Raw genomic sequence first — 19,840 nt, 5'->3', positions numbered from 1 at the left:
GGCGCCGGTCCTAGCTCGACGCGACGGTCATGCCGTCGATGCGCAGCGTCGGCGCGTTGGTGCCGTGGCGGAATTCGAGGTCGTTCGCGGGGATCAGCGCCGCGAACATGTCGATCAGATTGCCCGCGATGGTGAATTCGGCGATCGGGCCGGCGAGCACGCCGTCCTTGATCAGGAAACCCGATGCGCCGCGGCTGTAATCGCCGGTCACGGCGTTGACGCCGTGGCCGATCAGTTCGGTGATATAAACGCCGTCGGCGATGCCCTCCATTAACGCCGCAGGCGTCACACTGCCCGCCGCGAGGTTCAGGTTGCTCGCACCGACCCCCGATGCGCCGCCGCCGCGGCTCGCATGGCCGGTGGGTGCCAGCCCAAGCTGCTTCGCCGAGGCGGTGTCGAGCAGCCAGCCGGTGATCTTGCCGCCCTCGACCAGATTGCGCGCGGCGGTCGGCAGGCCCTCGCCGTCGAAGGCGCGGCTGCGCAGGCCGCGCGGGCGATGCGGCTCGTCGCGGATGACGATGCCGCTGTCAAACAAGATCTGGTCTTCCTTGCCGAGCAGGAAGCTCGTCCCTCGTGCGATCGCGGGGCCGGCGATCGCGCCGAGCAGATGGCCGACGATGCCGCCGCTGACCCGCGGGTCGAGCAGGACCGGGACCTTGCCGTTCGGCGCCTTGCCCGGGTTCAGCCGCGCGACGGCGCGGGTGCCAGCACGGGCGCCGATGTCGGCGGTGCTTTCGAGGTCAGTCAGGTGATGCGCGCTGTGCCAGCCATAATCGCGCTGCATGCTCGCGCCTTCGCCTGCGATGACGCTCGCCGACAGGCTGTGGCCGCTCGAACCGTAACCGCCGGCAAAGCCGTGGCTGGTCGCGAGCGCGAAGCGCGTGCGGCTGTGGCTCGCGCTGCCGCCTTCGCTGTTGGTCACGCCCGCGACGGCGCGCGCCGCTTCTTCGACCGCGAGCGCCGCTTCGCGCAGCGCGGCGGGGTCGGCTTCGCTGTTATCGTCGAGGTCGAAATCGGGGATGATACCCTTGAACAGCAACTCTTCGGGCGCGAGCCCGGCATAGGGATCCTCGGGCGCCTCGCGCGCCATCGCAACGCAGCGCTCGACCAGCTTGGCGAGCTCGCCCGCGTCCATGTCGGCGGTCGATACGCTGGCGCTACGCTGGCCGACGAAGACGCGCAGCGAAATATCCTGCCCCTCGGACCGCTCGACATCCTCGAGCGCGCCGAGCCGCATCGAGACCGAGGTCGCGGCGTTGCAATAATAGAGCGCGTCGGCGGCATCGGCGCCGGCTTTCGCGGCGGCGTCGCACAGCATCTGCGCGCGGTCGAGGGCTTCGGAAACGGTCAGCATGGCCGCGCCCTATACGGCGCGCGGCAAAAAATCAAAACCAGCGCTGAAAAAGGGTCAGTTCGCGATCTTCGCGATGGCGTCGGTGGCGGCCATCGCGCCGCTGATCCACAGGAAGGGCAGCGTGAGTGCCGCGACCCACAGACGGCGGACGTCGCGGCGGAAGCGCGCATGCAGGCCCCAGCTGGCGAGCGCCTGACGGCTGAGGCGATACCAGTGCCGTTCGGTCGAGCGCGCGACGGGCAGGGCGAGCACGAGGAGCATGATCAACGCCACGACGATGAAAGCAGACGGCGCCCCGGCGGCGACCGCGCTCATCACGAGCCAGATCTGCAAGGCGGCAAAAGCGAGGAGCGCGGCGGCGGCGTGCCACGTCATTCGGCGACCGAGACTCCGTGCCGGCGGCACACTGACGGTCGTGCGCCTCCATAGGCGCGGTCCAAATGCTGATGCCATGTTACAGCCCCCTAGGCTGGCGATTCCCAGAACCGCACGTTTTGCCCCAAAAATTCCCAAGTCAAGACAGCTTGCCAGCGATTCGTTAATTTTTGCACTCGGTTCGGCGCGGATTCGCAACTGAATCGCGCTAGACTGCAAAAATACTGCAAAAACGGCCATATTCATCGCCTTATCGGCTCATAAATGCGGTCAATGGTCGAGCCGGGTCTGCGGTTGGTCGACTTGCTTCCGGAGCAGGCGGCGGTAGCGTCTAGGTCCTATCCGTCCATTCCAGGAAACCGGGGAAATCTATCATGCGTCATCTCGCCGTTCTGGCCGCCCTTGCCTTGCCCTTTGCCCCTGCGCTGGCCGCCGGGGAAGAGGCGCCGGCCGCCGAACCGAAGCCCGCCGCGCTTGTCGCCGACGGTGTGCCCGAAGTGCCCGCGGTGCTGGCGGCGGCAACCCGGCCCTATCTCGAATATCGCACCGCAGCCTTCGTCGGCTGGAACCCCGCAGACCGGTCGATGCTCATCGCGACGCGTTTCGGTAACACGGCACAGCTTCACCGCGTCACGCGGCCGCTCGGCGCGCGCGAGCAGCTGACCTTCGAGGCCGAACCGGTTTCGCATGGCGGCTGGTCGCCCGGGACCGGCGATGTGATGCTGATCGAAAAGGACATCGGCGGCAGCGAATTTTATCAGATTTTCGCGATAAAGGATGGCCGGCTGACGATGCTGACCGACGGCAAGAGCCGCAATTCGCTCGACGCGTGGAGCAAGGACGGCAGCCTCGTCGCGTTCACTTCGACCCGCCGTAACGGCCGCGACAATGATATTTATGTCATGAACCCGCGCGACCCCGCGTCGGCACGGCTGGCCGGGCAGGTCGACAGCAACGGCTGGTCGGTCGCAGGTTTCGCGCCCGACAAGAGCTGGGCGCTCGTCCAGCGCTCGGCGTCGGTCGAAAAGACCGATCTGTTCCGTCTCGACCTTGCGAGCGGAAAGATGATGCCGGTCGGCAATCACGCAAAGGAGATCGCTTTCAGCGGCGCCTCCTTCGCGCCCGACGGCACGATCTGGGTGGCGAGCGACGCCGGCAGCGACGTGCAGCGCCTCGGCACGCTCGATCCCGGGACCGGCGCCTTCACGCCGCGCGGCCCGGCGGAAAAATGGGATGTCGAGGCATTCGACATCTCGGGCGACGGACGATTCATCGCCTATGCGGTCAATGAGGCGGGCGTGAGCCGGCTGCGCGTGCTCGACGTCGCGAGCGGCCGGGCGCGCACGGTCGATGCGCTGCCCGCGGGCGTCATAGGGCATATAGATATCGCACCGTGGGGCGCGATCGGCATCGGTTTCACGTCGGCGCGCAGCGCGGCCGATGCCTATAGCATTGACCCCGAAACGCTCGCCGTGACGCGCTGGACGCAGAGCGAAACCGGCGGACTGAACGTCGCGCGCAACATCGAACCCGAGCTGGTCAGCATCAAGAGTTTTGACGGCACCGAGATGTCGGGCTTTCTCTATCGCCCCGATCCTGCGAAATTTCCAGGCAAACGGCCGCTGATCATGCATGTCCACGGCGGGCCGGAAAGCCAGTGGCGCCCCGAATATCTCGGCAGCACCAACTATATCGTCAATGAGCTGGGGGTCGCCTATTTCTACCCGAACGTCCGCGGCTCGACCGGTTATGGCAAGCGCTTCGTCGGGCTCGACAACGGGCCGTTCAAGCGCGAGGACAGCGTCAAGGACATGGGGGTGTTCCTCGATGTCCTCGCCAAGGACACGCGGCTCGACGCGTCGCGCTTCGGCCTGACCGGGCGCAGCTATGGCGGTTATATGTGCTACGCCGCCGCGACGCATTTCGCCGACAAGCTGCGCGCGAACCTCTGCGTCGTCGCCATCTCCGACTTCGTGACCTTCCTGGAGAATACGCAGGAATATCGCCGCGATCTGCGCCGCGTCGAATATGGCGACGAGCGCGATCCCGCGCAGCGCCGGAAGCTGACGGAAATCTCGCCGCTCACGCGCGTTGCCGACATCCGCAAACCGTTGTTTGTCGTCACCGGCGCCAACGACCCGCGCGTGCCTGCGTCCGAAGCGGATCAGGTCGTGGCCGCGGTGCGCAAGGGGGGCGGCACCGCCTGGCATCTGGTGGCGACGAACGAGGGGCACCAGTGGGGCAAGAAGGAGAATGTGGACTACACATTCTGGTCTTCGCTGCTCTTCTGGCAAACATATCTGTTAAACTGACGGCGGGTGTCACCCTCCGGCGAATGCCGGGCGCGACCGCTCGCCGGAAAGCCGGCTTAGTTTTTCGGCGGGGTCGGCAGCGGCTGTGCGTCGGCTTCGTCAGGGGCGGTCGGCGCGGGAGCCTGGCCGCTTGCCTGACGCTCGAGCTCCTCGGCCGCCTTTTGCCGTTCGGCGAGCGCGCGTTCCTCGGCGACCACCGCGGCTTCGACTTCGTCCGACGCGGAGTCGATGCCCGCGATGCGCTTGGCGCGTTCGTCGGCGATCATCGTCTGCCAGTCGGTCTTGTTCGCCGCCTGGCGTTCGGCCTTCGCGCCGGCGACCAGCGCCTGCGTACAGCCGGTGAAGCCACCGAGGCCGGTGGGCGAGCAGCTGTCGGTGCCAAAGCGGCCAATGCGTTCGACCGCAACAACCTTGTTCGCCCAGGCTTCGTTGCGGACGTCCAGCGGATTGCCGCGGAGCATCTCTGGAACGCGATAGCGTTCGGTTTCGGGAAGCTTCGCGCAGACCAGAATTTCGTCAGCTGCCCCTTTGGGGCATTGGTCGTCGCCGTAGACGACGACCTGATTGACCTTTTCGCCCTCGACCACGGTTTGCTGTGCCGCAGCGGGCAGGGCGGCGGCGCTGCCGGCGAGGATCAGCGCGAACAGGGGGAGGCGGGTCATCTCGATCTTCCTTTGTCGTTTCGGGCGGCATGGCAGCCGCTACCTGCATCCGTCGTGAACGGCGCCGGCGGTTATTCTATCAGATACGTTTCGACAGCGCGATGGCTGCACGGCAGCCCGCGCGGATCGCAAAGCTCAGGACCGGGTAACCGGGCGCGCTCTCGGCACCCGCCGCAAGCGCGGCTTCCTTATGCTCCAGTTCCTCGGCGCGGAATTCGTCGACCGCGGCGCTGAGTTCGGGATCGCTGTCGCCCAGTTCGTCGAGCTGGTGCTGGTAATGACGATCGATCTCGGTCTCGACCGCGGCGGTGCACGCCATCGCGGCGCGTGGGCCCATCGCGGCGGTCACTGCGCCCAATGCAAAGCCCGCGACGCTCCAGAAAGGCTGGAGCGCGGTCGGGCGCACACCGCGCCTGGCGATCATGTCGTCGAAGAATTTGCGATGCCGCTCTTCCTGTTCGGCCATATGCGCGATCTCGCGCGCCATCGGGTGGCGGTCGCCCATCACCGCGAGTTGGCCGGCGTAGATGCGCGTTGCGCCATATTCGCCCGCCTGGTCGACGCGGATCATCGATGCGGTGCGCTTGTTCCTCATGCCGCCGATGTGGTCTTCCGGCGCAGCAAGGTCAAGACGAACGCGGCCGCGCCCAGCGAGAAGATTGCGTTGAAACCCGCGAGCGAGATGCCCAGCAACGTCCACTGCGCGGTGTCGCAGCGGATCAGCGGCGCGTTCATGATCGAATCGAGCGACACGGGGCCCGCAGCGCCGGTCGCGCAGGTCGTGACGCCTTCCCAGAAGCCATATTCGACCCCGGCGTGAAAGATGCCGATCGCGCCGCTCACCGCGATCGCGACCGCCGCGAGAAGGGTGAGCGCACGCATCGCCTTGTCGTTGTGGCGCAGCAGCAGCGCGAGCAGCGCGAAGAGGATTGCAGCCTGATGCGGCCAGCGCTGCCAGTAACACATCTCACACGGGTGCAGGCCAAAGCCATATTGCGACACGAGCGCGCCGCCGTAGAGCAGGAGCGGCGCGAGAAACGCGACGACGGGCGCGGAAAGCCGCGAGTTCAGCATGCCCCGCGCCCCTTAGTTGCGTGCGGTCGGCTTGGCGGGCTTGACCGGCGGCTTGCTGCCCTGCGCCATGCGCGGTGCCATCGGGTTGATACGCCCGATCGTCTGCAGCGCATAATGCAGCTGGAAGTCCTCGATGCCCTTCGCTTTCAGGTCGGCGGCGGTCGCGGTGAAGCGCGGATCGGCCTTTTCGTCTTTTTCGAGCAGGCCGTTGTCGACCTTCTTTTCGTTGACGAGGTGGCGGCGCAGGTCGCTCTCGCGGAACTTCGGCCGCGAGGCATAGTCAGGATCCGAAATTTGCGGCACGCGGATATCGGGTTCGATCCCGCCTTCCTGCACGCTGCGGCCCGACGGCGTGTAATAACGCGCGGTGGTCAGGCGCAGCGCGGTGGTGTCGGTCAGCGGCAGGACGGTCTGCACCGATCCCTTGCCGAAGCTGCGTTCGCCCATCACGACCGCGCGGTGCTGGTCTTGCAACGCGCCCGCGACGATTTCGGAGGCGGAGGCCGATCCCGAGTCGATCAGCACGACGACCGGCGCGCCGCCGGCGAGGTCGCCGGGTTCGGCGAAATAGCGTTCGATATCGCCCTTCTTGCGGCCGCGCTGCGAAACGATCTCGCCGCGTTCGAGGAACAGGTCGCTGATCCCGACGGCTTCGTCGAGCAGCCCGCCGGGGTTCGAGCGGAGGTCGAGGATCCAGCCGCGCGGTTTCTTGCCGAGCGATTTTTCAACCGCCATCATCGCGGCCTTGAGGTCGGTCGTCGCGTCGGCCGAGAAGCTGGTCACGGTGAGCACGCCGACATCGCCGCTGACTTCCCACTTCACGGGCTTCAGGTCGATGATTTCGCGCGTCAGCGTCATTTCGATCGGCTTGTCCTGGCCTTCGCGGACGACGGTGATCCCGATCTCGGTGCCCGGACGCCCGCGCATCTGTTCGACCGCCTCGTCGAGCGTCAGGCCGAAAATCAGTTCCTTGTTGATGTGCGTGATATAATCGCCCGCCTTGATCCCCGCCTTGTCGGCCGGGGTGTCGGCGGTCGGCGCGATGACCTTCACCACGCCGTCTTCCATCGTCACCGACAGGCCCAGCCCGCCATATTCGCCATCGGTCTGCGTGCGCAGGTTCGAAAAGCCGCGCGCGTCGAGATAGCCCGAATGCGGGTCGAGGCTGGCGAGCATGCCGTTGATCGCGCCTTCGATCAGCTTCGAATCGTCGACCGGTTCGACATAGTTGGATTTGACCTCGAGATAGACGTCCATGAAGCGCGAAATTTCTTCCTGCGTCTTCGAATCGACGGTCGCCATCGCGCCGGTCGCGAGCGGAACGAGCGCCAGCGTCGAGAGCGCGGCGGCGCCCTGCCACAAGGCGAAGCGGCGCCGTGGGGACGAAGAGGTTCCGGACACGGCGGTCTTGGTCGATTCGGTCATGGGCGTCTTTCAGTCACGCGAGAACAATCCCGCCTTATAATCCCCGGCACGCCATCCTCCTACGCAAATCTGCGGGCGTCAAGCGGTGCATCCCTATGCGAGACAGCGGCCGAACGGGCGATTAACGGTACCGCTCAGCCGATCATCGCGACAATGTCGACGGGACGGCCGGCACGGCGGAGCTCGACGGTGATGCGGCTGTCGTCCGACCCCGCGCGGCCGATCGGCGCCCCTGCGTCCACCGTATCGCCGACTCCGACCGACAGCGCGATCATGCCGGTAAGCAGCGACACCCAGCCGCCGCCATGGTCGATGATCACGATCTTTCCATAGCCGCGATAATCGCCGGCAAATCCGACGCGCCCCGGGGCGGGGGCGACCACCTGCCCGCCCGGGCGCGCCGCGATGGTGACGCCGCGCGATCGGACGCCGCTTTCGTTAACCTCGCCAAGCCCCGCGACGATGCGTCCGACGACGGGCAGGCGATAGGCGCCCTCTGCCAATTCGGCTTCCTCCGCGGCGAGCGGCGCGGCACTGGTGACGCTGCCCGCGGGATTGCGCGGGCGCGGTAGCGGGCCGGCGAGCTTCGCGAGTTCGGCACGCACCGCGCCATCGGCTTCGAGCGAATCCATCAGGTCGACGATGTCGCGCGCCTTTTCACCGAGCCCAAGCGCCCGGTCTGCCTCAAGCTGCGCGCTGCTCATCAGTTCGCGAGAGCGAAGCCGGCCTTCATTTTCGAGCCGTGTGAGCGCATCGCGGCGCGCCGCGAGCTGCGTCTTGCTGGCAGACAGCGCCTTCAACGCCACCGCCTGCTGCTGCCGCACCGTCTGCAGCGCTCCGAGTTCACGCCGTGCCCCGGCGGTGCGGCGTTCGATCACCGGCATCGCGGCGTCGATCACCGCGCGCGCGTGCACCATGTCGGTCAGCGATCCCGGCTGCGCGAGCACACTGACGGGGGGCTGGCGGCTCAATTGCTGAAGCGAGGCCGCGAGTTCGAGCAAGGGTTGTTGTTGCTGCGCCAGCCGCGCGCGCTGACCCCCAAGACGGCGGCTCACGAGAGCAACCCGGGCTTCGCCGGCGCTGATGTCGGCCTCGGCCGACTGGATGCGTGCGGCGAGCGCGGCGCTGCGTTTCTTCAGCCGGTCGGCCTCGCTGCCCGCCGCCACCGCCTGTTTTTCGAGCAATGCGCTGCGCGCCATCGCTGCCGCAGACTGTTGCTTGGCGTCGATCAACTGCGTGCGCTCGTGCGCCGCAATCGCCTGCGGATCGAAGACGTCGCTAGGCGCCAGCGCAAACGCCGCGCCGCCGAAAACGGCGATGATAGCCAAGGCGGCAAGCGCGCGCCTCACTGGCGGCCCTCACGATGATAGGGGTGGTTCGCGACGATGCTCGTCGCGCGCCACAATTGCTCGGCGAGCATCGCGCGGGCCATCAGATGCGGCCAGGTCGCGCGGCCAAAGGCGATGACCTTGTCGGCGCCCTCGCGCTCCTCGGGCGTGAAGCCATCGGCGGCGCCGAGGCAGAAGCGCGCCTCGCGCACCCCGCCGTCGCGCCATTTTTCGAGCAATTTGGCAAATTCGAGCGACGACATCTGGTCGCCGCCCTCGTCGAGCAAGATGGTGCGGCTATTCTCCACCGCGGCGGGCATGCGGCCGCCCGTATCGGGAAGCTCCGAAATCTTCTGCGCCCAGGTCACGCGCTTCATATAGCGCTCGACCAGCTCGGCCTCGGGCCCGCGCCCGATGCGCCCGCGCGCGATGATGTGCAGCAACATGAGCGTCCGCCTAGCCGGTAGGCGGGGCGGACGTCAATTTGCAGCAGTAACCGGCGGCGCGTCGCCGAACGACCACATGCGCTCGAGGTTATAGAAGCTGCGCACCTCGGGACGGAACAGGTGGACGATGACATCGCCCGCATCGAGCAGCACCCAATCGGCATTGGGCAGTCCTTCGACGCGAACCTGGCGGCCCGCTTCCTGCTTGATCCGCTGTGCCAGTTTCTCGGCAATGGCCGAGACATGGCGCGTCGACCGGCCGCTCGCGATCACCATATGATCGGCGATGCTGCTTTTGCCGGCAAGCGGGATGGAAATGGTTTCCTGGGCCTGGTCCTCATCCAGCTGGTGGAGGATCAGTGCGTGGAGCGTGTCCACATTGTCGTTGGCGGATGCGGCGCCATTGGCGGCATCCTGGGTTGCGGAGATCAAATGCGTCCTTTCCTGTTCGTGTCCACAAGCCGCGAACGCGTCAGCGGGTCGCGCAAGGCGCGGCCTTCATAGCGTTCGAACCAGCGGGGGTTGGCCTGCCGTATCGCAGTTGCGGATCGCACATCGGGCGAAAATCGCAGGAACACGAGGGCGGGCGGTCTCCAGTCCGTCCAATGTAATTTCTGGTCCGCGGGCCGGACGAAGCGCCGAAGCCAACCCATCGCACGTCTTGCGTGGGCGCGGTCATTATAGCCCGGACGCGCGATAACCGCAATCGGCATGAGTCGCGCGATCCCCCGCCAGTCGCGCCATTGGGGCAGCTGGACCAAATTGTCGGCCCCCATGATCCAGATAAACTGCCGGTTCGGGTAACGTTGGACAAGCTTTTTGAGCGTATCGATCGTGTATCGCGTGCCGAGTTCGGCCTCGATCGCGGTCGCGCGAATCGGCGACCGCCGCGCCGCGCGCTGCGCCGAGCCGAGGCGCGCGGGGAGCGATGCCATGCCCGCCTTGGGCTTCAGCGGATTGCCCGGCGACACCAGCCACCACAGCTCGTCGAGGCCGAGCGCGTCGATCGCATTCAAACTGATCGCGCGATGCCCGCCATGCGCGGGATTGAAGCTGCCGCCGAGGAGGCCGGTGGGGATCATGGGCGTTTCACTCGCCGATCCGAGCTGGCATCGTGTAGCAATAACGGCCTTTTTCATGAGCCAGCGGGAGTTTGGTGCCGAAGAAGGCCGTTACGTCGGCGAGCGCCCGATCGTATCCGTGATCCAGTCGCGCGGCTACGCGTTCTTCACACCATGCGGCAAAAGGGGTCGCCGCCATGCAGGCGTTGAACAGGGAAAGCTCCCCCGTCGAAAAGTTTTCCGAGATATTCTTGTATGCTGCGAACTTTGCGGTTTGCCGCTCAGCCAAGGATCGATGCTCGAAGAAGAGTTCGTCGAATGATGGCAATTTGCCTTCACGCAGACTGGATGCGGTCGGTGGTGTAGCGCTGACGCGAAGCCTTGCTCCATCAATGATAAAACAGTCGGGATCGAGAAGCATCGTAAGGCGCATGGGCGTTCGCGTATTGCGAGCGACCTTCGAGTTCTCGATGGTTTGTTGGAAGCGCTCGACCAGTATCCCGCGCGCCGCCACTTCGCCTTCGCCGTCGCTGGCACGCAGCATGAGAAACGCATCGCGCGAGAGGAGCCACAGAAAAGGCGTGACTGCAATCAGCAAGAAGGCCAGCGACCAGCGAAACCATCTCGCCTTTTTGCAGCGCTGGTCGGAGTTCAAGGCCGGACCTGTCCCGTGCCGCGCACCAGCCATTTATACGTCGTCAGCCCCTCTAGCGCGACCGGTCCCCGCGCATGCAAGCGTCCTGTGGCGATGCCGATTTCGGCGCCGAGGCCGAATTCGCCACCGTCGGCGAACTGCGTCGAAGCGTTGTGCATCACGATCGCGCTGTCGACACCGGTCAGGAAGCGGTCGGCGGCGGCGGCATCCTCGGTGACGATCGCGTCGGTATGCTTGCTCGAATGCGCGTCGATATGCGCGAGCGCGCCGGATAGGCCGTCGACCATCGCGATCGAGACGATCGCGTCGAGATATTCGGTGTCCCAGTCGCCCGCCGACGCGGCATCGACATGCGGGCTTAGCGCCGCAACCGCCTTGTCGCCGCGCACTTCGCAGCCTGCCTTGACCAGCGCGTCGACGATCGCGAGCGGCGCGGGATAGGCGCGGTCGATCAGGATCGTCTCGGTTGCGCCGCAGACGCCGGTGCGGCGCATCTTGGCGTTGACTGCGAGTTCGACCGCTTTCGCGGGATCGGCGGCGCCGTCGATATAGAGATGGTTGATCCCGTCGAGATGCGCGAGCACGGGCACGCGCGCCTCGTCCTGCACGCGCGCGACGAGGCCCTTGCCGCCGCGCGGGATGATGATGTCGATCAGCCCCTGCGCGCGCAGCATCGCGCCGACCGCGGCGCGGTCCTGCGTCGGCACGAGCTGCACCGCATCGGCGGGCAGCCCCGCCTCGACCAGCCCCGCGGCGAACGCGGCATGAAGCGCGCGGTTCGAATGCACAGCCTCGCTGCCGCCGCGCAGGATCACGGCGTTGCCCGACATCAGCCCGAGCGCCGCCGCATCGGCGGTCACATTGGGGCGGCTTTCATAGATGATGCCGACGACGCCAAGCGGCACCCGCACGCGGCTCAGCACCAGCCCGTTCGGCCGCGTCACACGGTCGATTTCGGCGCCCGACGGATCGGGCAGCGCGGCCACATCGTCGATAGCATCGGCGATCGCGGCAAGCCGTCCCTCGTCGAGCCGCAGCCGGTCGAGCATCGCGCCCGACAGGCCGTTCTTCTGTCCCACGGCCATATCCTCGGCATTGGCGGCAAGAATATCCGCCGCCCGCCAGCGAATCTGCGCCGCCGCCGCAACCAGTCCCGCCGCCTTGTCGGCCGCCGCCGCCAGCGCGAGCAGCTTCGACGCGGCGCGCGCGCGCGCACCCATGTCGGCGATCAGGGCGGCGACATCGCCGGGCATCGGCGGGGCGGTGAGGGCTTCGGCGTTCATGGCGCTGCCACTATCACGTTTTACGTGACCCCCGAAAGTCCCGTTGCACCCTGCGTCGCGCGCCTTTAGGCAGGGCGCCATGAGCGGGGACATCGAAGGCATCGGGGCGGCGGTGACCGCAGGGTTGGCAGGGCATGCGGTCGAGCCGCGTCATGGCGGAACGGCGAGCGGTGATGCGCCCGCGCGCTGTCTCAACTGCGGCACCAGCCTGGCGGGCTCGCACTGCCATTATTGCGGCCAGCGCGCTGACGTGCATCGGAGCTTTGGTGCGATCGGGCACGATCTGGTTCATGCGATCTTCCATTTCGAAGGCAAGGTCTGGAACACGCTGCCTTTGCTCAGCTGGCGGCCGGGCGACCTGACGCGGCGCTATATCCATGGCGAGCGCGCGCGTTTCATCTCGCCGCTCGCGTTGTTCCTGTTCGCGGTGTTCCTAACCTACGCGGTGCTCGCGATCGTCGGCAGCGGCGGTGGGGTGGGCGAGGGAATCGCCAAGGCCGCGGCCGAGCAGACGCGATCGAACGCGCTTAAGGAAAGTTTCCATGAGGAAGCCGATCGCATCGATGTACGGCTCGCCGACAAGAGCCTGCCTGCCACCGAGCGGCGATTACTGGAGGAGGAGCGCGAAACGCTTCAGAAGAGCGCCGACTATCTCGGCGTGGCACGACGCCTGAGTAAAAATGAGCGCGACACGGGGCCGCCGGTGCTTGAAAATCCCGCCAGGCAGGTGATGACCAGCGTCGAGTTCGTCTCGCGCACCAGGGTCAACACCGGTGTGCCGTTCATCGACCATGGGTTGGAAAAGGCGATCGCGAACCCCGCGCTCATATTCTACAAACTGCAGGCGAACGCCTATAAATTCGCATGGGCGCTGATCCCGCTGTCACTGCCCTTCATGTGGCTGCTCTTTCCGTTCAGCCGCCGCTTTCACACCTACGACCATTTCGTCTTTGTCACTTATTCGATCAGCTTCATGCTGCTGTTGTTCGTTGTTGTGCGCTTGCTAAACCTGACGATATTCGGCGATGTCGCGACGGCGTTCGCGATGCTCTATGTGCCCTTTCATATGTATCGGCAGCTGCGCGGCGCCTATCGTTCGTCACGGCTCGGCGCCCTTGTTCGCGCGACCTTGCTTCTCTTTTTCAGTCTGCATGCGGTCGTCATGTTCATGCTCCTGCTGCTCGCGCTCGGGGTGATGGGATAGCACCCGAATCGTCACAAAGGCGGGGCAAAGACCCGGCCAAAGAGGAGGAGATTCGCGATGCATCATCATTGGGGCGAGATCGACCGGCGTCATCTGATCAAACTTGGCACCGTCGGGCTGGCGGCGCTGTCGCTGCCGGGCGCCGCGCGCGCGATGATGGCGCAGGGCTTTACCCATGGCGTCGCGAGCGGCGAGCCGGCGCCGAATTCGGTGCTGCTGTGGACTCGCTATGCTGCGGCGAGCGATGCGACGCTGACCGCCGAATTGTCGGAAAGCGCGGATTTCGCCAAGGTCGTCGCGGGCGGCAGCGTCGTCGCGGCGGGTGAACGCGATCATACCGCAAAGCTGGTCGTCGACGGGCTGAAGCCCGGCCGCTGGTATCATTATCGCTTTATCGCGCCCGACGGCACCAGGTCGGTGACCGGCCGCACGCGCACCTTGCCGCAGGGCTCGACCAAGGCGTTCAATCTTGCGCTCTTCTCCTGCTCGAACATGCCGTTCGGCTGGTTCAATGCCTATGGCCATGCGGCGGCGCGCGGCGACATCGACCTCGTCGCGCATGTCGGCGACTATCTCTACGAATATCCCCCCGGCGACTATCCCTCGGCGAAGCAGGCGCTTCCGGGACGCGAGATCCAGCCCGCGCACGAGATCGTCGCGCTTGCCGATTATCGCCTTCGCTATGCGGCCTATCGCGCCGATCCCGACCTGCAGAAGCTGCACCAGCTGTTCCCGATGATCGCCCAGTGGGACGACCATGAATTCGCGAACGACGTGTGGAAGGGTGGCGCCGAAAATCACAACGAGGGCGAAGGCGACTGGGTGACGCGCATGGCCGCCGCCGAACGCGCCTATCGCGAGTGGATGCCCGTCTCCGACTCGCGCTGGCGCCAATATCAGGCTGGCGACCTCGCGACGATCTTCCTCCCCGAAACGCGCGTGACCGCGCGCGACCGGCAGTTCGAGATCGACGAGATTATCGCGGGCGGCGGCGACGCCGCGGCGAAGCTCAAGCAGTTTGCCGAAACCGGCTACCGCGACGCGGCGCGCCAGATGCTCGGCGCGGAGCAGGAGAAATGGCTGTTCGACGGGCTCGCCGCATCGACAAGGGCGGGAACGCGCTGGCAGGTCTGCGCGCAGCAGGTCGTGATGGGCACGCTCTTTACGCCACCCGAGACGCGCGACTGGTTCGCGGGCGAACAGCCTGACTATGTCCGCCGCCGGGTCGACGCGGGCCAGCTTGCGGCCAAGGCGGGCCTGCCGCTCAACCTAGACGCGTGGGACGGCTATCCCGCTGCGCGATCGCGCCTGCTCGCTGCGGCGCAGCGCGCCGACGCCGACCTCGTCACGCTGACCGGCGACACGCACAATGCCTGGGCCTTCGACCTCGCTGAGGACGGCCGGCCGGCGGGAATCGAGATTGCGGGGCAGAGCGTTACTTCCCCGGGGTATGAAAGCTATATCAAGGGCGTGGCCGACAACGCGCGCGTGACGGCGCTGCGCCGCTCGTCGCCGCAGCTCAAATGGGCGAACACCGAGGATCGCGGCTATGTGACCGTGCAATTCTCGCCCGAGCGGGTGACCGCGAACTGGCACAGTGTCGAAACAATCCGCGCGCGTTCGCTCGCACTGAAGAATACGCACAGCATGACCGCGGAGCGCGGGCGGCGCGTCTATAACGCCGCCTGATCGCCGCACGTCGGCGGCCACGACCGGTCGGGTTCGGGCACCAGGTCGATCAGGAACATCTCGCCCGACAGCTCGCCGTGCCGCTGCGCGAAGAGCAGCCGGTCGCTCTTCGGCGACAGCAGCGGACCGACCTGGAACTGGGCGGGATCGGCCGGAATGCGCCCGGCCTCGACCCAGCGTTCGCCCTCGCGGCGATAGCGGTAGAGATGCGAGCGATCGCCGCGATCGGACACGGTGATCATCGTCTTTCCGTCACGCGAAATCTCCGCTTCATACTCATAGGCTCCGGCGCTGACCGGCGGGCCAAGGTTTGCGACCGTCCATTCGCCCGGCCGGACTTCGGTCGCGACATAGATGTCGCCGCCGCCCGCACTGCCCGCGCGGCTCGAGCCGAAGTAGAGCCTGCCAGCGGCGTCGGTGCGGGGCAGCAGCTCGGCTGCGGGCGAGTTGACCGGTTCGGGCAGGCGCTGCGGTTCGCCCCAGCCGCCACCCGCGATGCGCTCGACATACCAGATGTCGAAGTCCTCCTTCGCGGGCGCGTGCCGCGATGAGATATAATAGAGCCGCTCGCCGTCGGAGGTGACGAAAGGGTCGGCCTCGATCACCGGCAGCGGCATCGCAAAGCGTGGCGGAACGGGCTTGCCCCATGCGCCATTCTCGCACTGCGACTGCATCAGCCGGTAGTTCCGAAAATCCTTGTCAGCGGCGAGGTAGATCATCGTCCGTCCGTCGGGGGTGAAGGTCGGTGAGGATTCATAGCCCGGCCCCGAGATGGCGGCGGGGGTCCATAGCGTCGCGGTGGCCGGCACCGGGCTCTCCGCCGCCGCGGTGCATCCAGCGAGCGCGGCGAGCGAGAGCAATGCGGGAGCGCGGCGGGCAAACATCATGGACTTTCTCTCCGGCAAGAGGTTAGCAGAAGCGCGATTAATTTTGCCGGACTGCAAGCGCTTGGCCATCGTCCGATTGGCGGTGGCGGCGCCAAAAGGGCGGCGGGGAGAGGATATGGACGCGATCGACCGGCAAATCGTGGCAATGTTGCGCGGCAATGCCCGCCTGCCACTGAAGACGATCGCGGCGACCGTGGGTCTCGCGCGCAGTTCGGTGCGCGAACGATTGTCGAAGCTGGAAGCCGCAGGGACGATCGGCGGCTATCACGCGCGCATCGTCGACGAGGGCGGCATCGCGGCGATCCTGCAACTGCGGCTCGCGCGCACGCCCTCGCCCGACATCGTCGCGGCCGTCACCGGCATGGCGGAGGTTGCGCGCTGCTATTCGCTCAGCGGCGAGATCGACCTGCTCGTCGAGATCGAGGCAGTCGATGCGGCCGGGCTCAACGCGGCGCGCGACCGGATCGCGCTGATCGCGGGGGTCGAGGATACGACCACCGCGCTGATCCTGAAACGCGACAAGGATCGATAACAGGGATCGTTAGGCGGCGGCGATCGCCTCGATCTCGAGCAGCCATGCCTCGTCATAGATGTCAGCGATGATGATCGTCAGCGCGGGCGAATGGCCGCCCAGCACCTCGTGTCTTACCTTGTAATTCGCCTCGCGATAGCGGCGGTCCGACAGGAAGACGGTGACCTTGGCCAGATCCTGCAAGGTCATCCCGCCGGCATGAAGCTGTTTTTCGACATTGCGCCAGACGAGCCGGCACTGTTCCTCGAAGTCCGCAGGCACCCGATCCTTTTCGTCGACCGGAATCTGGCCGCTGACGAACAGCCAGCGCGTCGGCGCTTCGACAAGATGCGCCTGCGCATAAGAGACGCCGGTCGGGTTGATCGTGCGATTGGGCATGACGGGCCTCGCAATTGCAATGGACGGGAGGGTCAGGCCCGCCAGCATCCCGGCGCAGACGATGCGGCGCGAAGGGTGGACGGAAGGCGAGCCCGGAGGTTTCATTCCGCTATCTAGCCAGAAGGCAAACGCCGGCTCCAGCATCCGATGGGCGGCACGGCCGCCGCAATGGCGGCGCTTGACATCCATAACTATATGGTTATGAGAAAACATATAGCCAGTGAGTTATGAATTATGACGCAACCCTCGCCCGATCTTCTCTTTAAGGCGCTCGCCGATCCCAGCCGGCGCGCGCTGTTCGAACGGCTCTGCCTGGACGGCGAGCAGACGGTCGGCGCGCTCACCGCGGGCGCGGGCATTTCGCAGCCCGCGGTGTCGAAACATCTCGGCATCCTCAAACAGGCAGGGCTGGTGCTCGACCGGCACGAGGGGCGCCAGACGCACTATAGCGCGCAGCAAAGCGCGCTCGCACCGCTGGTCGACTGGACCGGCCGCATGAACCGCTTCTGGGAGGCGAGGTTCGACGATTTGGAAGATTTGCTCAAAAGGATGGATCAATGACCGACACTGACACCGATGTGCGCACCGTAACCGTCGAGCGCGAAATCCCGCATCCGCCTGAAAAGCTCTGGCGCGCGCTGACGCAGCAGCATCTGATCGAGGCATGGCTGATGAAGAACGACTTCGGCCTCGACCTCGGCCACCGGTTCCAGCTGCGGGGCGACTGGGGCTATGTCGATTGTGAAATCCTCGCTGTCGAACCGGGGCGGACGCTGTCCTACGCTTGGAATACCACGCACGATGATCCGGCCTACGCGCTGGACAGCGTCGTCACCTTCACGCTCGAACCGACCGCGGCCGGAACGCTGCTGCGCATGGAGCAGGTCGGTTTCCGCCCCGACCAGAAGCAGGCCTTCGGCGGCGCCAAGGGCGGCTGGCGCATCCATCTCGAAAATCTGGAAAAGGTCGTGGCCAGGCTCGACTGACAATCAAACAGGGAGAATCTTATGAACTGGAACCTGTGGATCCGGCAGTTTCACCGCTGGGTATCGCTCCTCTTCTCGGGGATAGTCCTCGCGATTTTCGTGATGCTCGGGGCAGGGCAGGAGCCCGCCCAGTGGGTCTATTATCTGCCGCTGCCGCCGCTCTTCCTGCTGATATTCTCGGGCCTCTACATGTTCTTCCGGCCCTGGTTCCGGCCCCGCGGTCAGCTATAGGGCGGGGTGTCCTCGAACTCGGCGAACCACGGATAATCATCCGCGACGCTGACGGTGAAGTTCGCGGGGCGCTTTTCGAGGAAGCTGGATACACCCTCGGCAGCATCGGCGCTGCGGCCGCGCGCAAAGATCGCGCGGCTGTCCCAGCGGTGCGCGCTCATCGGGTGCGGCGCCCCGAGCATCCGCCACAGCATATGGCGGGTGAGCGCGACCGATACCGGCGCGCTGTGATCGGTCAGCTCGCGCGCCTTGGCGATCGCGGCGTCGACGAGTTCGCCGGGGGCGTGGACCGATTGCACGAGGCCCTTTTTATGCGCTTCGGCGGCGTCGATCAGCCGCCCCGAATAGCACCAGTCGACCGCATTCTGGATGCCGACCAGCCGCGGCAGGAACCAGCTCGACGCCGCCTCGGGCACGATCCCGCGCCGCGCAAAGACGAAGCCATAGCGCGCCGTCTCGCTCGCGAGCCGAGCGTCCATCGACAGCGTCATCGTCGCGCCGATGCCGACCGCGGCGCCGTTGATCGCTCCTAATACGGGCTTCTTGCTGTCGAAAATGCGCATCGAAACGCGCCCGCCCGAATCGCGGATCAGCGGGTGCGACCAGTCGATCGTGCCGTCCTCGGCGACAGGGCTTGCCGCCATGCCGTCGGGTAGCAGCGCCGCCTTGTCGGTGCGCTTGTCGTAATCGAAGGTCGCGGCGCCCTGGCCGAGATCCGCTCCGGCACAATAAGCGCGGTCGCCCGATCCGGTGAAGATCACCGCGCGCACGCCGTCGTCGGCGTCGCATTCGTCGAGCGCGGCGACAATCTCCAGCATCATCTGGGTGGTAAAGGCGTTCATCCGGTCGGGGCGGTGCAGCGTCAGCAGCGCGATGCCCTCGTGGCGGTCGAGGCGAATCTGGTCGAAGCTCATCCATCTCTCTCCTTGGCTTTGGGAGCAGCGTCGCAAGCGAGGCGGAGGAGTGCAAGCTCTAGTTGACGTAAACGTAAATCATCGGGTGCGATGCCGGGGATGACGCGCCCGACCTTTGCCGCTATAGGGCGCCCAACCGCCCCGGCGCCGCGCCTCCGTCTGAGTCGCTTTGCCGGGGTCATTCATTTGGTTCCGACAGAAAGTTTGCACGCCATGTCCCGTCGCCGCCAGATTTACGAAGGCAAAGCGAAGATCCTGTACGAGGGGCCCGAACCGGGCACGCTGATCCAGTATTTCAAGGACGACGCGACCGCGTTCAACGCCCAGAAAAAGGGCACGATCAGCGGCAAGGGCGTGCTCAATAACCGGATTTCGGAGCATGTCTTCACGCTGCTCGGCAATATCGGCGTGCCGCACCATTTCATCCGCCGCCTCAACATGCGCGAGCAGCTGATCCGCCAGGTCGAGATCGTGCCGATCGAAGTGATCGTGCGCAACGTCGCCGCGGGCACGCTGTCGAAGCGCCTCGGCATCGAGGAAGGGACGCAGCTTCCCCGCACGCTGATCGAATATTGCTACAAGGACGACGCGCTCGGCGACCCACTCGTCGCCGAGGAGCATATCGCCTGCTTCAACTGGTGCAGCCAGGACGAGCTTCACGACATTCAGGACATGGCGATCCGCATCAACGACTTCATGAGCGGCATGTTCGCCGCGGTCGGCATCCGCCTCGTCGACTTCAAGCTCGAGTTCGGCCGCCTTTACGAAGGCGACTTCAGCCGCATCATCCTCGCCGACGAGATCAGCCCCGACGGCTGCCGCCTGTGGGACATGACGACGAACGAAAAGCTCGACAAGGACCGCTTCCGCCGCGACCTCGGCGGCGAGGTCGAGGCCTATCAGGAAGTCGCGCGCCGGCTGGGCCTGCTGCCCGAGGGCGGCGAGAATGCCGTGCTCGACCTTGAGAGCCATCGGAAAAAACGCGACAAATAAGCCCGCGCCGGGGCGATAGATCCCCGAAATTATCCGGTTGGTAACCATCCG

Annotated in this window: 23 protein-coding genes; 8 read left to right on the top strand and 15 right to left on the bottom strand. The window is 65.9% G+C overall.

Features of this window, described 5'->3' with window-relative positions:
• Positions 1-10: 10 nt before the first annotated feature.
• Both ASD73_RS04970 and ASD73_RS04965 read right to left on the bottom strand, forming a co-directional pair.
• Positions 11-1,354 carry a TldD/PmbA family protein gene (locus tag ASD73_RS04970; protein ID WP_056368637.1) on the bottom strand — a complete coding sequence of 448 codons (1,344 nt, stop codon included), beginning with the start codon at positions 1,352-1,354 and terminating at the stop codon, positions 11-13.
• 54 nt (positions 1,355-1,408) lie between these two features.
• Positions 1,409-1,729 carry a hypothetical protein gene (locus ASD73_RS04965; protein WP_235534156.1) on the bottom strand — a complete coding sequence of 107 codons (321 nt, stop codon included), beginning with the start codon at positions 1,727-1,729 and terminating at the stop codon, positions 1,409-1,411.
• A gap of 374 nt (positions 1,730-2,103) precedes the next feature.
• Between ASD73_RS04965 and ASD73_RS04960 the strand changes: the two genes are divergently transcribed.
• Positions 2,104-4,041 carry a S9 family peptidase gene (locus ASD73_RS04960; protein ID WP_056368641.1) on the top strand — a complete coding sequence of 646 codons (1,938 nt, stop codon included), beginning with the start codon at positions 2,104-2,106 and terminating at the stop codon, positions 4,039-4,041.
• Positions 4,042-4,097: 56 nt separating this feature from the next.
• Here the strand turns inward: ASD73_RS04960 and ASD73_RS04955 are convergent, their stop codons facing one another.
• The 10 genes from ASD73_RS04955 to ASD73_RS04910 form a co-directional block, all read right to left on the bottom strand.
• Positions 4,098-4,703, bottom strand: coding sequence for a hypothetical protein (locus tag ASD73_RS04955; RefSeq protein ID WP_056368643.1), 606 nt, complete (start codon positions 4,701-4,703; stop codon positions 4,098-4,100).
• A gap of 79 nt (positions 4,704-4,782) precedes the next feature.
• Positions 4,783-5,298 carry a demethoxyubiquinone hydroxylase family protein gene (locus ASD73_RS04950; protein WP_056368644.1) on the bottom strand — a complete coding sequence of 172 codons (516 nt, stop codon included), beginning with the start codon at positions 5,296-5,298 and terminating at the stop codon, positions 4,783-4,785.
• Complete coding sequence (locus tag ASD73_RS04945; RefSeq protein ID WP_056368646.1) at positions 5,295-5,777, bottom strand: disulfide bond formation protein B; 483 nt, start codon at positions 5,775-5,777, stop codon at positions 5,295-5,297. Before ASD73_RS04945 ends, ASD73_RS04950 begins: the two co-directional genes overlap by 4 nt.
• Positions 5,778-5,789: 12 nt before the next feature.
• Entirely contained in the window at positions 5,790-7,202 is a 1,413-nt protein-coding gene (locus ASD73_RS04940) for a S41 family peptidase (protein ID WP_443027950.1), read from the bottom strand.
• Between the two features lie 134 nt (positions 7,203-7,336).
• Positions 7,337-8,530, bottom strand: coding sequence for a murein hydrolase activator EnvC family protein (locus ASD73_RS04935; RefSeq protein ID WP_235534154.1), 1,194 nt, complete (start codon positions 8,528-8,530; stop codon positions 7,337-7,339).
• Positions 8,531-8,547: 17 nt separating this feature from the next.
• Positions 8,548-8,976 (bottom strand): 23S rRNA (pseudouridine(1915)-N(3))-methyltransferase RlmH, encoded by a 429-nt coding sequence (locus tag ASD73_RS04930; RefSeq protein WP_056368651.1) that lies wholly within the window; start codon positions 8,974-8,976, stop codon positions 8,548-8,550.
• A 33-nt stretch (positions 8,977-9,009) separates the two neighbouring features.
• A complete protein-coding gene (gene rsfS, locus ASD73_RS04925; RefSeq protein ID WP_156377288.1) occupies positions 9,010-9,408 on the bottom strand; it encodes a ribosome silencing factor in 399 nt (132 codons plus the stop codon).
• Entirely contained in the window at positions 9,405-10,058 is a 654-nt protein-coding gene (locus ASD73_RS04920) for a nicotinate-nucleotide adenylyltransferase (protein WP_056368653.1), read from the bottom strand. The genes rsfS and ASD73_RS04920 overlap by 4 nt, the downstream gene beginning before the upstream one ends.
• A gap of 7 nt (positions 10,059-10,065) precedes the next feature.
• Positions 10,066-10,692, bottom strand: coding sequence for a hypothetical protein (locus ASD73_RS04915; protein ID WP_056368655.1), 627 nt, complete (start codon positions 10,690-10,692; stop codon positions 10,066-10,068).
• Entirely contained in the window at positions 10,689-11,975 is a 1,287-nt protein-coding gene (locus ASD73_RS04910) for a glutamate-5-semialdehyde dehydrogenase (protein ID WP_082521360.1), read from the bottom strand. The genes ASD73_RS04915 and ASD73_RS04910 overlap by 4 nt, the downstream gene beginning before the upstream one ends.
• A 79-nt stretch (positions 11,976-12,054) precedes the next feature.
• On the opposite strand from ASD73_RS04910, the gene ASD73_RS04905 reads away from it, so the two are divergent.
• Positions 12,055-13,179 (top strand): DUF3667 domain-containing protein, encoded by a 1,125-nt coding sequence (locus tag ASD73_RS04905; RefSeq protein WP_056368657.1) that lies wholly within the window; start codon positions 12,055-12,057, stop codon positions 13,177-13,179.
• Between the two features lie 57 nt (positions 13,180-13,236).
• Positions 13,237-14,868 carry an alkaline phosphatase D family protein gene (locus ASD73_RS04900; protein WP_056368659.1) on the top strand — a complete coding sequence of 544 codons (1,632 nt, stop codon included), beginning with the start codon at positions 13,237-13,239 and terminating at the stop codon, positions 14,866-14,868.
• Here ASD73_RS04900 and ASD73_RS04895 read toward each other — a convergent pair.
• Positions 14,853-15,755, bottom strand: a complete 903-nt coding sequence (locus tag ASD73_RS04895; RefSeq protein WP_056368661.1) for a PD40 domain-containing protein — start codon at positions 15,753-15,755, stop codon at positions 14,853-14,855. The genes ASD73_RS04900 and ASD73_RS04895 overlap by 16 nt on opposite strands.
• Positions 15,756-15,870: 115 nt before the next feature.
• Here ASD73_RS04895 and ASD73_RS22925 point away from each other — a divergent pair, with 115 nt between their 5' ends.
• On the top strand, positions 15,871-16,287 hold the full coding sequence (locus tag ASD73_RS22925; RefSeq protein WP_056368663.1) for an Lrp/AsnC family transcriptional regulator: 417 nt from the start codon (positions 15,871-15,873) through the stop codon (positions 16,285-16,287).
• Between the two features lie 9 nt (positions 16,288-16,296).
• Here ASD73_RS22925 and ASD73_RS04885 read toward each other — a convergent pair whose 3' ends face one another.
• Positions 16,297-16,665 carry a RidA family protein gene (locus ASD73_RS04885; RefSeq protein ID WP_056368665.1) on the bottom strand — a complete coding sequence of 123 codons (369 nt, stop codon included), beginning with the start codon at positions 16,663-16,665 and terminating at the stop codon, positions 16,297-16,299.
• A 234-nt stretch (positions 16,666-16,899) separates the two neighbouring features.
• Here ASD73_RS04885 and ASD73_RS04880 point away from each other — a divergent pair, with 234 nt between their 5' ends.
• Genes ASD73_RS04880 through ASD73_RS04870 form a run of 3 tightly spaced genes read left to right on the top strand, consistent with a single transcriptional unit; the run spans position 16,900 to position 17,882 of the window.
• Complete coding sequence (locus ASD73_RS04880; RefSeq protein WP_056368667.1) at positions 16,900-17,226, top strand: ArsR/SmtB family transcription factor; 327 nt, start codon at positions 16,900-16,902, stop codon at positions 17,224-17,226.
• Positions 17,223-17,651 (top strand): SRPBCC family protein, encoded by a 429-nt coding sequence (locus ASD73_RS04875; protein WP_056368669.1) that lies wholly within the window; start codon positions 17,223-17,225, stop codon positions 17,649-17,651. Before ASD73_RS04880 ends, ASD73_RS04875 begins: the two co-directional genes overlap by 4 nt.
• 21 nt (positions 17,652-17,672) lie before the next feature.
• The gene (locus ASD73_RS04870) at positions 17,673-17,882 is read left to right on the top strand and encodes a hypothetical protein (protein WP_056368671.1); all 210 of its coding nucleotides are present in this window, start codon (positions 17,673-17,675) and stop codon (positions 17,880-17,882) included.
• On the opposite strand, the gene ASD73_RS04865 is transcribed toward ASD73_RS04870, so the two are convergent.
• Positions 17,873-18,796 carry a crotonase/enoyl-CoA hydratase family protein gene (locus tag ASD73_RS04865; protein ID WP_056368673.1) on the bottom strand — a complete coding sequence of 308 codons (924 nt, stop codon included), beginning with the start codon at positions 18,794-18,796 and terminating at the stop codon, positions 17,873-17,875. The genes ASD73_RS04870 and ASD73_RS04865 overlap by 10 nt on opposite strands.
• Before the next feature lie 213 nt (positions 18,797-19,009).
• On the opposite strand from ASD73_RS04865, the gene purC reads away from it, so the two are divergent.
• Positions 19,010-19,789, top strand: coding sequence for a phosphoribosylaminoimidazolesuccinocarboxamide synthase (purC, locus tag ASD73_RS04860; RefSeq protein WP_056368675.1), 780 nt, complete (start codon positions 19,010-19,012; stop codon positions 19,787-19,789).
• Positions 19,790-19,840 lie beyond the last annotated feature (51 nt).

This window comes from Sphingopyxis sp. Root154, from assembly GCF_001427105.1.
Classification (GTDB): Bacteria; Pseudomonadota; Alphaproteobacteria; order Sphingomonadales; family Sphingomonadaceae; genus Sphingopyxis.
The sequence above is the reverse complement of the archived record's forward strand: the minus strand, read 5'-3'. Positions and strand labels throughout refer to the sequence as shown.

Excerpts from the sequence above, each read along its gene's own strand:
- ASD73_RS04940 (WP_443027950.1), bottom strand. The coding sequence starts at position 7,202 with ATGACCGAATCGACCAAGACCGCCGTGTCCGGAACCTCTTCGTCCCCA.
- ASD73_RS04880 (WP_056368667.1), top strand. The coding sequence starts at position 16,900 with ATGACGCAACCCTCGCCCGATCTTCTCTTTAAGGCGCTCGCCGATCCC.
- ASD73_RS04950 (WP_056368644.1), bottom strand. The coding sequence starts at position 5,298 with ATGAGGAACAAGCGCACCGCATCGATGATCCGCGTCGACCAGGCGGGC.
- ASD73_RS22925 (WP_056368663.1), top strand. The coding sequence starts at position 15,871 with ATGGACGCGATCGACCGGCAAATCGTGGCAATGTTGCGCGGCAATGCC.
- ASD73_RS04885 (WP_056368665.1), bottom strand. The coding sequence starts at position 16,665 with ATGCCCAATCGCACGATCAACCCGACCGGCGTCTCTTATGCGCAGGCG.
- purC (WP_056368675.1), top strand. The coding sequence starts at position 19,010 with ATGTCCCGTCGCCGCCAGATTTACGAAGGCAAAGCGAAGATCCTGTAC.
- ASD73_RS04910 (WP_082521360.1), bottom strand. The coding sequence starts at position 11,975 with ATGAACGCCGAAGCCCTCACCGCCCCGCCGATGCCCGGCGATGTCGCC.
- ASD73_RS04875 (WP_056368669.1), top strand. The coding sequence starts at position 17,223 with ATGACCGACACTGACACCGATGTGCGCACCGTAACCGTCGAGCGCGAA.
- ASD73_RS04955 (WP_056368643.1), bottom strand. The coding sequence starts at position 4,703 with ATGACCCGCCTCCCCCTGTTCGCGCTGATCCTCGCCGGCAGCGCCGCC.
- ASD73_RS04865 (WP_056368673.1), bottom strand. The coding sequence starts at position 18,796 with ATGAGCTTCGACCAGATTCGCCTCGACCGCCACGAGGGCATCGCGCTG.
- ASD73_RS04900 (WP_056368659.1), top strand. The coding sequence starts at position 13,237 with ATGCATCATCATTGGGGCGAGATCGACCGGCGTCATCTGATCAAACTT.
- ASD73_RS04870 (WP_056368671.1), top strand. The coding sequence starts at position 17,673 with ATGAACTGGAACCTGTGGATCCGGCAGTTTCACCGCTGGGTATCGCTC.
- ASD73_RS04965 (WP_235534156.1), bottom strand. The coding sequence starts at position 1,729 with ATGACGTGGCACGCCGCCGCCGCGCTCCTCGCTTTTGCCGCCTTGCAG.
- ASD73_RS04970 (WP_056368637.1), bottom strand. The coding sequence starts at position 1,354 with ATGCTGACCGTTTCCGAAGCCCTCGACCGCGCGCAGATGCTGTGCGAC.
- ASD73_RS04930 (WP_056368651.1), bottom strand. The coding sequence starts at position 8,976 with ATGTTGCTGCACATCATCGCGCGCGGGCGCATCGGGCGCGGGCCCGAG.
- ASD73_RS04905 (WP_056368657.1), top strand. The coding sequence starts at position 12,055 with ATGAGCGGGGACATCGAAGGCATCGGGGCGGCGGTGACCGCAGGGTTG.
- ASD73_RS04960 (WP_056368641.1), top strand. The coding sequence starts at position 2,104 with ATGCGTCATCTCGCCGTTCTGGCCGCCCTTGCCTTGCCCTTTGCCCCT.
- ASD73_RS04920 (WP_056368653.1), bottom strand. The coding sequence starts at position 10,058 with ATGATCCCCACCGGCCTCCTCGGCGGCAGCTTCAATCCCGCGCATGGC.
- ASD73_RS04945 (WP_056368646.1), bottom strand. The coding sequence starts at position 5,777 with ATGCTGAACTCGCGGCTTTCCGCGCCCGTCGTCGCGTTTCTCGCGCCG.
- ASD73_RS04895 (WP_056368661.1), bottom strand. The coding sequence starts at position 15,755 with ATGATGTTTGCCCGCCGCGCTCCCGCATTGCTCTCGCTCGCCGCGCTC.